Below are 11005 nucleotides of genomic sequence, written 5' to 3'. Positions count from 1 at the left end.
CTGAACAAGGGGGGAACCGGTTTAGGCACAACTATCGCCAAAGAACTGGTTGAATTGATGGGTGGTGAGATTGGCGTATCCAGTGAACTGGGGGAAGGTACGCTGTTCTGGTTTGAATTGCCTTTCACCGCCAATGAAACAAATGAATTAACTTTATCTGAGAGCCCTATGCTGATTTTAAGCACCGATTCACTGCACGACCTACTGAAACCCATTATTCAAGGGTGGTCGGTGAACTACCAACATGTCGACAGTACTGCCAAAGCTTTTTCAGCTTTGATTCGCGCGGCTGAAAATCAAATACCGTATCAAACCGTTATGCTGGATCAGGATTGCATGCATGAAATAGATCCAATCCAGTTTGCCAATATGATTCATGGCGAGCCCTTGTTAGCCAATACCGCACTGATTTTGTTGAACCCATCAGATGCCAGCAAGCGGGATCCCAGATTGCGCCATCATTTCATTTGCATTGTGCATGATGTTAAGGAAAAACCGGTTTTATTCAACGCCATCCACGCAGCCCAAAGCAATCATGCCATCCAGGATGAAAAAGTCATCACACTGGCAGAGCATTATGCGGCTCAGTCTTATGCTAAATCCTTAAATATTCTGATCGCCGAAGATAACCTGGTTAACCAGCAGGTTCTGCAGGGCATACTGTCTCATGCAGGACACACGGTATTACTTGCAAGTAGTGGTGAACAGGCGCTGGATATTCTGAGTCAACAAATTGACAGTATTGAAATGCTGATTCTGGACATGAACATGCCGGACTATAGTGGACCCGAAGTTATCCGTGCCATGCGTTATATGGATACCGGTCACGATATACCGATTATCATATTAACCGCAGATGCCACGCCTCAGGCAAAACAGCGCTGCCTGGAAGCCGGGGCCAATGAGTTTCTGACCAAACCGATTGATTCCCGCTCATTGCTGGAATCGATTGCCCGCCTGGCACTTAATAATCAGGAGCAGATTAAAACCCGCAAACCGGCTCATCAATCCTCGCTATCTTCGCAAAAATGGTGTGATCCACAGGTGTTAATTGAGTTAGCTCAGTTAGGTGGAGGAGAAGCCTTTTTACAGCTTTTATTTGATGGTTATAAAGAAGATGCGACAAAACATCTGCAGTTGATTCGTCAAGCGGCGCACGATGATTATCTGACCTACCGCGAAAGTTTACATGCATTGAAAGGCTCATCATCCGAATTAGGGGCAAATACTGTTGCAGAGCTTTGCCGTCAGGGAGAATCCTACAAACCCTTTGATATCGGCTCTGTTCAGGTATTACGCCTTACCGAAAAGCTGGAACACGCTTTTTATCAAACCCTGAGCGAATTGGAGACCGCCCTTAAAGATCAAGGGCACTCACAAAAAGCTGATCATTAATTCTGTGCTTCGCTGGTTGATTTAGCTGTTTGCCGATTGACCAGCCGCGTCATCATCCGGATATCCTTGCTGGTCAGGTTTAATGCTGCATCAGCCCAGACATTGGCAATCGCGACCAGCTCTTCATAGCTCACGGTATTACATAGATCTTTAATACGGGACATGGCTTTATAACTGTTTGGCGATTTTTTAGCCGCTTTAATATATTTGTACAGAGCCAGTTCGCCTTCACCTTTTTCGGCCAGAATATCGATTGCACCCATTTCATAAAGCTCTTCAGCAGTATAAAGCGCTCCGGACAGAATCATTTTCTCCGCATTGGCAGCACCCACTTTACGGGATAATAATGTGTAAGCTCCCATACCCGGAAACAGATTAAACAACACTTCCGGTAAACCTAATTTGACCCCTCGCTCGGCAATTATAATATTGCTCGACAGGGCGGCTTCAAAACCACCACCCAGGGCATCTCCCTGAATCAGACTAACCGTAGTCAGATCACAATTAAAGTGGAACATATTGTCGTAAAGGATATCCACACAATGAATGGCATAAGCCAGCAAGGCATCACGGTCATTTTTTTCAATCAGTGAAGTAAACAGATTTAAATCACCGCCCAGATTAAATACTCCGTCAACACTGGAACCAACCACCAGATAATCATATTTTTCCTGATTGGTTTGTTGCATCTCAGCTTTTACATTTGCCAGATAATCTGATAATTCATTTAGCAGGGTCGGGGTAAAACATGGGCGGGGAGCAGCATCCATCATAAACCAGCCGATTTTGTAGGTTGGGTCATAATAAGTGTTCAGATGTTGATATTGCTTTCCCTGTTTCTGGTCAAGACCAGCGTCATTCTCGTCTCTGAGTTTCACAACAGCGTTCATCATTTTCTCCTTAAAAGGGCTTGGGCTGCCAATCATCAAGTGACTGAAATCTGTCACTAAAATGGGTTCAATTAAGGATTAGCACGAAGTGTGCCGTTAATCACAAATTTTAGTTAGTGGAAGAGACTATCTGCATCAAAGCTTTCAAATGAGCCACACTGGCTTTGGCATTACCGGTCAGGTTATAACCTCCTTCAAGTACCGAAACAAGCCTGCCATCACAATGCTGTTTGGCTAATCGCAGCATAATTTGTGTCAGTTTAATAAAACCATGATCGGTGACTTTATAACATCCCAGCAAGTCATCCTCGCGGCTGTCAAAGCCTGCTGAGATCAGGATTAAATCCGGTTTGAATTTTGCCACAGCTGGAACAAGTTTTTCTTCAAACGCAGCAACAATTTCTGCATCTCCGGCCCCACACGGCAAATGCACATTTATATTAAAACCTTTTCCGGTGCCGCCACCTGTTTTTTCCGGAGAACCTGTACCGGGATATGCCTCTGCATCATGCGTTGAGAAAAACAGGACCGAAGGATCATGATAAAAAGCCCATTCAGTACCATTGCCATGATGATAATCCCAGTCGACAATTAAAATTCGCTTTAATTTATAGCGTTTCTGAGCATATCGGGCGGCAATTGCGACATGGTTGTAATAACAGAAACCCTCTTCTTTTCCGGTATTGGTTGCATGATGTCCAGGGGGTCTTGAGGCACAAAAAACATTATCCAGTAACCCTTTACAGACAGCATCAACAGCAACCAGTACGCCCCCCGTTGCCAGCATAGCGGCCTGATGTGCTTTTGGGTCGTGACGCTTTATTGACGCTATGTGGGTTGCTGAGTGAATCAGGAGTAATTCTGAATCAATATTGCCTTTGGGTTTTAACAACGTCACGTTTGACAGCAATTCACTGACTTCCAGCTCATCCATCAGCCGGTCATATCTTGCCGGGGACTCAGGATGCTGAGGCATTATATGATAATCGGCGAACCGGGGATCGATAACCAGACCAGTTAACGCCGTTGGGCTTGCGGCCGGGGTTTTGGTACTGATGGCTCCTAATACCCCTAACTTTAATACATCTCTGCGTTGCATATCTGGTTTCCAGAACTGGCTGGCCATCTTTCAGCCATTTTTATAAATCATACACTTCACCATACACCCACAATATGACTGACTTCAAAAGATCATTTTCCAGTCATGCCTCAATGCTTATCTTGAGACCTGGCCCTCGTGAGGTGATTCATGGTTCTGTAAAATTCTGCAATCTATATCGCATTCCTCAGGCTTAACGCATCGGGATAGGGTTGCAGATATGCCTGTTCGGCTATATAGGGGTCCGGGTGATTACTAAAGTGGTGCTTCAACAATGTAATCGGCACAATCAGCGGTAATTCCGCTGTGCGATAACGATTGATAATGTCAGCCAGTTCCTGTTTTTCTGATCTGGAAAGCTTTTGCTTCAAATACCCCTGAATATGCATTAAAACATTAGTATGTGTTTTCCTTGACGCAATTCTCGATAAAACGGTCATTAACTCAGAAAAATAACTTTTTGCTAACGTGTCTATGTCATGTTTTCCGGCATCTGCCAGCATCCGGCCCAGCTCGCCATAGTCCTTGGGTGAATGGGCCATTAAGGTGTATTTATAACGGGTATGAAATTGAATCAGTTTGTGGTGGGTTAACCCACTATCAACCAGTTTCTGCCAGTCATGATAGGCAAAAACGCGGGTAATAAAATTCTCACGTAACAAAGGGTCATTCAATCTGCCTGACTCTTCCATCGGCATCAATGGATGCGCTTTTTTTAAAGCATCAGCATACAGACCTCTTCCCGGTTCAGGGGCTGGACAACCATTTTCCTGATACACCTTAACCCGAAAAAGACCACAGCTGGGAGAGTTCTTCATAAAAATATAGCCGCATAAATCACTGTGCTCCCGCGCTTTTTGTTCCCCAAAGGCGGTTAACTTATCGGTATAGTTCAAACGGTCATCATGGACAGCAACAGCCTGTGGTGATTCTACATCCCCAATCAGACGGATTGGCTTTCGGGGTATGCCCATCCCAATACCGACCTCAGGACACTCAGGCACAAACTCAAAGAAACGTGACAAACTCTCAGTGCAGAGGCGCAGATGTTTATGTCCGCCATCAAAACGCACGGATTCTCCTAATAAACAGCTGCTGATTCCGACTTTTATCCGCATCAAATACTCGTTAAACCGTTAATAAATGGTTTTATCCTGAATGTTAGTAAACTTTGCCAGCTGTTATGACTCTATACAAGCAATAATCATAATTAATAAGAGGAATTTATCATGGCGGCTTATTTAATAACCGGTGCGACAGGACTCATCGGCCAAGCGCTGTGTCAACGACTTTTAAACAATGGCGAAACCGTTTTTGCGTTAAGCCGTAATTGCCAGCGAGCCCGAAAAATTCTTGGTTCCCAGGTGTACTGTGCTGAATCAGTTGACGCTTTCCCCGCTGAGACTACTATTGATGTTGTGATTAATCTGGCTGGTGCACCGATTGTGGATAAACGCTGGACCGAGACACGTAAACAAAAACTTCTCGACAGCCGTGTCACTTATACACAGGATTTAATTCAGCAACTGTCAAAACGTTCCAGTCTGCCCAACAGTTTCATCAGTGGTTCTGCAGTAGGCTGGTATGGCAACCAGGGTGATACAGTACTGACTGAGAAAAGCAGTTTTAAACCCGACTTCAGTCATGAATTATGTGAACAATGGGAAAATGCAGCTGTAACTGCAGAATCTCTGGGAATGCGCGTCGCTATTGTACGCACGGGATTAGTTGTCGCACCTGATGGTGGTTTTCTGAGCAAAATGCTCTTGCCTTTCAAAATGGGATTGGGTGGCCCAATAAGCGATGGTCAGCAATATATGCCCTGGATTCATATCGATGATATCTGCCGGCTTTTTCTGTTTCTGGCTGAAAACCCAAGGCTTACAGGTGTTTTTAACGGCACCGCTCCCCGTCCGGTAACCAATCAACAATTCAGTGAAGCTCTGGCAGAAACACTGCACCGTCCTGCTTTCTTCCGGGTTCCGGCTTGTGCGCTCAAACTTTCCATGGGTGAGATGGCCGGTTTACTACTCGGTGGACAAAGAGCCATTCCTGAAAAAGCACAAGCTGAGCGCTTTGAATTTCTCTATACTGACATCCATAGCGCGCTAAGCGATGTTGTTCTCACTTCTAACTCAAAATAATAATTATCATGACACAACGTGCAGTTCTATTAGTTAATCTCGGCTCTCCGGATCAGCCTGATGTTCCCTCAGTCAGACGTTATCTGAATCAGTTTTTGATGGACCCGTATGTGATCCAGTTACCCTGGCTGATGCGACGTTTAATCGTGAGCTTGTTTGTCTTACCAAGTCGTCCCAAGGCCTCTGCTGAGGCTTATCAAAGTGTCTGGACAGAAGCAGGGTCACCGCTGATAGCCTTATCTGAAAAACTTCATACAGCTGTACAACAACAGGTCGATATGCCGGTAGAATTAGCCATGCGCTATGGCAATCCCAGTATTGAATCGGGTCTGTTAAAACTGGCCGGGATTGAAGGTATCAAAGAAGTGTTATTTATTCCGCTGTATCCGCATTTTGCCGACAGCACAGTAACAACCTGTATTGAGATGGCCAAACAGGTGATTGACGAACATCAACTGGATATTACTTTAACGGTCAAATCGCCCTTTTACCGTGAAGAGGGTTATATCAACGCGCTGGTTGAACAGACTCGTCCCTACTTAATGGAAGACTATGACCATTTGCTATTCAGTTACCATGGTCTTCCGGAATCGCACATCCTTAAACGGGATCCCAGTGGTCAGCATTGTTTAAAACAACCAGATTGCTGTACGCAGCCACATGCGGCACATGCTACCTGTTATCGGCACCAAGTAATGGCTACCACCGCTGCGTTCGCAAAAAAAGCACAGCTCAACCCGGATAACTATTCTGTCGCATTTCAGTCACGATTGGGAAGAGCCAAATGGCTTGGCCCCAATACCGAAGATCGTTTGATTGAACTGGCTCAGAACGGCACCAAGAATGTACTGGTCATGTGTCCGGCATTTGTTACAGACTGCCTGGAAACCCTGGAAGAAATCGCTATTCGTGCAGAAGAAGTATTTATCGAAGCCGGTGGCCGCTCATTGACGTTAATCCCATGCCTGAATGATGACCCAGTGTGGGTAGACTTGTTAGCGCAGTGGTGTGAAACGCCTTAAGTAGAAAAGCTGCATCGCATCATTTCCACCTTGTTGGACGGAAAAACAGCCTCCAGCAGTGGTGGCGATGAAAGAGCAACAGAACCTAGATTCAGACACGTCCGATAAGAGGCTGGCGAACAACAGCACTGGTATATTCACCACCTGGTCCATAAGCACTGGATTCGGGATCCCGGCCACGAAGAACCGATATAGCGCGTTGCAGATACTGCCGATTGATGCTGACAATGCCGCCATTGACCTGGTTTCGTTGCCGGCAATTTATGGCAACAGCTTTTAAGTTTTTTATCAATTGAGTAAGTGCAACCGCTTCTTCTTCACTTTGATTATCAATGAACGCTTCCAGACCTTGTTTGCCTGCGGGAAAACCAGATGACATCAACAGCGCATCACGCTGACGGCTATGTTGTTCCAGCTTCATAATCAAAGGCTGTTTTTTGTTATTGATGCTGTTGATGGTCTCAATGTCAGATAAGGCGAGAGCTTCACGCTCTGCTACCAATAATTCGGCTAATTGTGTGGCAACATTCAGTTCAGACTGTAAAACACTGCGTAATTGCTGTCCGGGTGACATAGCCATGATGAAGGTTCCTCAGTTTATAGGTTGCCTTCAAAATCAATCATGTTTCGTGCCAACTTTTGGTTATCAACCTGATAACTTCCATCTTCAATAGCGGCACGTAAAGCAGCCACTTTCTGTTCATCAACAGCAGGTAAAGCGGCAATTTCCTGTTGCAAGGATTGCAACTGGGTTGCTGTCGCCGTCAGGCTAATCTTATCCAGAGCTGAGTCGCTACCTGATTTAACCTGACCAGTGGCCGTATCATTACGTTTATCTTCAACATTGACGTTACGCGTCGAGTTGAGTCCACCGCCCTGTATGGGTGGTTTTATATTGTTAATATCCGACATAAAAATGTCTCCATATTGGTTCTGTAACTGTTAGCGGATCGAAATAAATAAACTTGAATAAAATGTGATTCGATCTATGTTTTTTTGTTTTACATTGTAACCCGTACCACACCCGGAGAATCGACCACTCCTTCCACCACTCGATCGGAAGACAAGTTTCTGACACGAACACGATCACCTATACCGGCATCTGCCATAGCGGTTCCCTGCATACGGACCTCCATAGTTCCCGCACTGGCTACCAGTACAATCGACTCTCCACGCTTCACCACGTTCAGAGGTCGCAAGTGGTTTTTTTGAATAACGGTCCCCATACCCAATGAATATTTGGCTTGCTGTCCAACGACAGCGGCAATATTTGCCATATAACCCTGCCGTAAATTGCCAATATCCCGTTGTTCAATACGCAGATCCTGTTCCGTCAATACATGGTTGGCAGAAACAGGCCGGGCAATAACCACCATGGGTTGCATCACCTTAATTTGCAAAGGTAAATACACCGTCCAGGCAACAGGCTGGTGGCAGCGCACACCAACGGTCACGTTACCGGCAGCGGTTATATCCCGATTACTGAAAGCCTCAAGCCCCCCCTCACAATGCTGCAAACGCAACCGGCTATCTAACGGTGTCACACTGACTTGTGGATTATTAAATCGTGTTTGAGCCTGAGCCAGAGTATAGATGAACGCGGTATGCTCTACATCCGCCAGGGATTGTAAATTGTCGGCATGCACGGAAAATGTCAATAAATTGACACATAACGCTAAACTGATGTTGCTTAAAAATTTATACATCGATTTCCCCCGGCAATAAGCACGGTAAATAAACTCACATTCAAAGCCTGCAACTTTCATTCCGATATTTACGGTTCAGAAATCAACATTACTGCCGTTATACTCTTGTAGTAATCAGGAGAATTTTTATGGCAAGCATGATTGACGGTATTGACCAACGCACACAACTTGCCGGTCAGAACCGGTTGGAACTTTTATTATTTAAGTTGGGTGGCTCACAACGTTATGGCATTAATGTGTTTAAAGTGCGCGAGGCTATTGCCTGCCCGCCTCTTACTCAAATGCCTCATTCCCACCCCGTCGTCCGTGGAGCGGCACGCATCCGGGATAAAACCATCAGCATCTTTGACTTATCTCAGGGAATTGGTAAACGTCCTGTAGTGAATCCTCAGGAAAACTTTGTCATCATTACCGAATATAACCGTAATGTTCAGGGGTTTTTGGTCAGTCAAGTCGATCGAATCGTCAATATCAGCTGGAAAGACATATTGCCACCACCTAGTGCATCGGGTTCAGCACACTACATGACTGCAGTAACCAAAATAGATAATGAGTTGATCCAGATTATTGATGTGGAAAAAGTCATGTCGGAAGTGCTGGGAATCGATGATACGGTTTCAGCTGATTTGGTTACGCGTTTCGCCCAGGCAAATGCTGAACACAAACATCATATTCTGGTGGCGGATGATTCCAGTGTTGCCCGTAATCAGATTCGTCGTACCTTGGAGCAGATTGGTGTCAGCTGTACGATTGTTAATGATGGCAAACAAGCGTTAGATCAATTGAAAGAATGGGCTGCAGAAGGCATTGATGTCGGTAAACATATCGCCATGTTGATTTCCGATATTGAAATGCCGGAGATGGATGGTTATACCCTGACGACGGCTATCCGCCAGGATCCAAGTCTGAAACATATCCGTATTCTGCTGCATACTTCAATGAGCGGCACTTTTAACAATGCTTTGGTTGAGAAAGTCGGTGCAGATAAATTTATTGCCAAGTTTGCCCCGGATGATCTGGCCATTACCGTGCAGGAATTGTTGGAAGAATGGCGGGATAAAGCTGAAGCGGAATAAGGCTGAGCAGGCACAAAAAAGCCCCTTCCGGGGCTTTTTTTATATCAATCTGTCCCTTAATTTATTTAAGGGCCAAATCCACCCGGCATAGGAATAACCTGATCCCGCTCGGTCACCATATCGGCTTTGGCGCGCATCAGATTGTTACCAACAAAGCCACCCAGACGATATACCCAAGGTTCTGCTTTCTCATTAATTTCAGCGACCTCTGCCTGTACTTGTTCAGGAGTTTTTAATTGTTCCAGACTGGCAATGGCTTCCGGTACCTCAGGAACCTCGTCAGGTGCATACTCCGCGCGGAAAGTAGAGAAGTAAAATCCGTCATTAAAGGAAGTCTCGGCGATCACTTTTAAACCATCGTAGCTTAAAAACTCTGCCCGAACGACTTCAGCATTACCTCGGGAAAAATCACTGGCCGGCTGAACATCTTCCAGACGCATCTGGTACAGCGAACCGGCAATATCGTAACCAAGCTGCTCATATCTGAAGACAGTGTTTTCACGACTCTCCGGTGTACCAAATTTATCTTTCTGGCCCAGGTTAACCAAAGTAGCAGTGTCACCATTTGGCTGAATAATATCTACTCTGGCAATCCGCTCACGTGCAATATCGACGATCTGTCCATCAATCCAGTTCAACATCATCGGACTGAATTGAAAGTAACCTTCAGCCAGATAGCTGCGTTCATCTCCGTCACGGCGGACATAAAATTGTTGCGGACCGGCCGATTCAGAACTCAAATCGCGGGGTTGCCCCAGAATCAAACCAACAATTTCCTGCTCATCGTTGTATAAATTAATGACAAAAGAACTGCCGTCATTTTCAGCGCCTTCAACCCCCAATACCGGATACAAATCAGGATCATCGGTTTTCTGCTCAAGAATACGGGCATCGGCCATATCCACCAGCATTCTTCTGACCAAAGCCTGATCAGCCGGGTAATTATGATAATCCTTTATAAACCAACCTTTTCCTTGTCGAGTCAGCGTAAATTCATCTCTTTCGCTGTGGAAAGTGATTTTATTCACATCGCTGAGCTGTTCAAACAATTCTGGAAACAACAATGAAAAATCATCGCTGGTATCCTCTGCTTTATAAATGGTTATCAACATCCAAACGACCATCACTGCAGTGATGATAGTGAGTATGGAAAGGCTATTTAGTTTTTTCAGCATCTGTAAAACCTGTCTGTTCAATTTGATACATCCGTCGTATGACGGATGCAGAATTTACGATTGGAAACGGCCACGTGAACGCTTACGCACCCTCAACCATCCGGTAATCAGTGCCAGTATCGCCACAATGATGGGTATCAAACCAATATTGATAAACTTGATCAATGCTTCCAACTGATCGATATCTTTACGCAGGTTACCTTTTACCGCCCGCAATTCTAATTCGGTACGGTCGGCAATTGCTCTGAATTCAGCAATTTCTTTCTGCTGCTCCGGTGTCGTTATTTGTTCGCCAGTGGCAGAACGATCCACCTGCATACGAGCAATACGCTGACGGGTTTGCTGTAATTTATTTTCCAGCTCACGCTCTTTGGCCCGGTAAAGTCTTTCGGCTTCACGCTGCAAGGCTTCAACCCGAACGAATGGACGGGTAAAACCGGTACGGGAGCGGACACTGATAAGCCCTTCCGAGCCAGTCAATTCTTCAATAGCGTTATG

11 protein-coding genes and 1 pseudogene are annotated in these 11005 nt (G+C 45.4%); 4 read left to right on the top strand and 8 right to left on the bottom strand.

Features of this window, described 5'->3' with window-relative positions; translation table 11 throughout:
• A partial coding sequence (locus B3O33_RS12695) for a response regulator (protein ID WP_292363759.1) occupies positions 1-1395 on the top strand: 1395 nt, incomplete at its 5' end.
• Here B3O33_RS12695 and B3O33_RS12690 read toward each other — a convergent pair.
• The 3 genes from B3O33_RS12690 to B3O33_RS12680 form a co-directional block, all read right to left on the bottom strand.
• Positions 1392-2285: a crotonase/enoyl-CoA hydratase family protein gene (locus B3O33_RS12690; RefSeq protein WP_292362081.1), complete on the bottom strand. Its 894-nt coding sequence runs from the start codon at positions 2283-2285 to the stop codon at positions 1392-1394. The two genes, B3O33_RS12695 and B3O33_RS12690, sit on opposite strands and share 4 nt — an antisense overlap.
• Positions 2286-2394: 109 nt before the next feature.
• Positions 2395-3384, bottom strand: a complete 990-nt coding sequence (locus B3O33_RS12685) for a histone deacetylase family protein (protein ID WP_292362080.1) — start codon at positions 3382-3384, stop codon at positions 2395-2397.
• A 173-nt stretch (positions 3385-3557) separates the two neighbouring features.
• Positions 3558-4502 carry a YbgA family protein gene (locus B3O33_RS12680; RefSeq protein ID WP_292362079.1) on the bottom strand — a complete coding sequence of 315 codons (945 nt, stop codon included), beginning with the start codon at positions 4500-4502 and terminating at the stop codon, positions 3558-3560.
• Positions 4503-4613: 111 nt separating this feature from the next.
• On the opposite strand from B3O33_RS12680, the gene B3O33_RS12675 reads away from it, so the two are divergent.
• Both B3O33_RS12675 and hemH read left to right on the top strand, forming a co-directional pair.
• Positions 4614-5528 carry a TIGR01777 family oxidoreductase gene (locus B3O33_RS12675; protein WP_292362078.1) on the top strand — a complete coding sequence of 305 codons (915 nt, stop codon included), beginning with the start codon at positions 4614-4616 and terminating at the stop codon, positions 5526-5528.
• A gap of 8 nt (positions 5529-5536) precedes the next feature.
• Positions 5537-6550, top strand: a complete 1014-nt coding sequence (hemH, locus tag B3O33_RS12670) for a ferrochelatase (RefSeq protein WP_292362077.1) — start codon at positions 5537-5539, stop codon at positions 6548-6550.
• Positions 6551-6641: 91 nt separating this feature from the next.
• Here the strand turns inward: hemH and B3O33_RS12665 are convergent, their stop codons facing one another.
• The 3 genes from B3O33_RS12665 to flgA all read right to left on the bottom strand — a co-directional run bounded on the left by B3O33_RS12665 (position 6642) and on the right by flgA (position 8256).
• Positions 6642-7130, bottom strand: coding sequence for a flagella synthesis protein FlgN (locus B3O33_RS12665; protein ID WP_292362076.1), 489 nt, complete (start codon positions 7128-7130; stop codon positions 6642-6644).
• Between the two features lie 17 nt (positions 7131-7147).
• Positions 7148-7462, bottom strand: a complete 315-nt coding sequence (gene flgM, locus B3O33_RS12660) for a flagellar biosynthesis anti-sigma factor FlgM (protein ID WP_292362075.1) — start codon at positions 7460-7462, stop codon at positions 7148-7150.
• An 89-nt stretch (positions 7463-7551) separates the two neighbouring features.
• Positions 7552-8256 (bottom strand): flagellar basal body P-ring formation chaperone FlgA, encoded by a 705-nt coding sequence (gene flgA / locus B3O33_RS12655; protein ID WP_292362074.1) that lies wholly within the window; start codon positions 8254-8256, stop codon positions 7552-7554.
• Between the two features lie 128 nt (positions 8257-8384).
• Between flgA and B3O33_RS12650 the strand changes: the two genes are divergently transcribed.
• Entirely contained in the window at positions 8385-9332 is a 948-nt protein-coding gene (locus B3O33_RS12650; protein WP_292362073.1) for a chemotaxis protein CheV, read from the top strand.
• 65 nt (positions 9333-9397) lie between these two features.
• On the opposite strand, the gene B3O33_RS12645 is transcribed toward B3O33_RS12650, so the two are convergent.
• Together B3O33_RS12645 and B3O33_RS12640 are read right to left on the bottom strand one after the other, a co-directional pair.
• Positions 9398-10507, bottom strand: coding sequence for a DUF4340 domain-containing protein (locus B3O33_RS12645; RefSeq protein WP_292362072.1), 1110 nt, complete (start codon positions 10505-10507; stop codon positions 9398-9400).
• A gap of 54 nt (positions 10508-10561) precedes the next feature.
• Positions 10562-11005: pseudogene (locus B3O33_RS12640) on the bottom strand (gliding motility protein GldG); the annotation flags it as partial.

Origin of the sequence: Methylophaga sp. UBA1464 (assembly GCF_002325665.1) — a bacterium.
In the GTDB taxonomy this organism is placed as follows: Bacteria; Pseudomonadota; Gammaproteobacteria; order Nitrosococcales; family Methylophagaceae; genus Methylophaga.
This window is presented reverse-complemented; position numbering and strand designations above follow the sequence as displayed.

Excerpts from the sequence above, each read along its gene's own strand:
- B3O33_RS12675 (WP_292362078.1), top strand. The coding sequence starts at position 4,614 with ATGGCGGCTTATTTAATAACCGGTGCGACAGGACTCATCGGCCAAGCG.
- B3O33_RS12645 (WP_292362072.1), bottom strand. The coding sequence starts at position 10,507 with ATGCTGAAAAAACTAAATAGCCTTTCCATACTCACTATCATCACTGCA.
- B3O33_RS12650 (WP_292362073.1), top strand. The coding sequence starts at position 8,385 with ATGGCAAGCATGATTGACGGTATTGACCAACGCACACAACTTGCCGGT.
- flgM (WP_292362075.1), bottom strand. The coding sequence starts at position 7,462 with ATGTCGGATATTAACAATATAAAACCACCCATACAGGGCGGTGGACTC.
- B3O33_RS12680 (WP_292362079.1), bottom strand. The coding sequence starts at position 4,502 with ATGCGGATAAAAGTCGGAATCAGCAGCTGTTTATTAGGAGAATCCGTG.
- hemH (WP_292362077.1), top strand. The coding sequence starts at position 5,537 with ATGACACAACGTGCAGTTCTATTAGTTAATCTCGGCTCTCCGGATCAG.
- B3O33_RS12665 (WP_292362076.1), bottom strand. The coding sequence starts at position 7,130 with ATGGCTATGTCACCCGGACAGCAATTACGCAGTGTTTTACAGTCTGAA.
- flgA (WP_292362074.1), bottom strand. The coding sequence starts at position 8,256 with ATGTATAAATTTTTAAGCAACATCAGTTTAGCGTTATGTGTCAATTTA.
- B3O33_RS12690 (WP_292362081.1), bottom strand. The coding sequence starts at position 2,285 with ATGAACGCTGTTGTGAAACTCAGAGACGAGAATGACGCTGGTCTTGAC.
- B3O33_RS12685 (WP_292362080.1), bottom strand. The coding sequence starts at position 3,384 with ATGCAACGCAGAGATGTATTAAAGTTAGGGGTATTAGGAGCCATCAGT.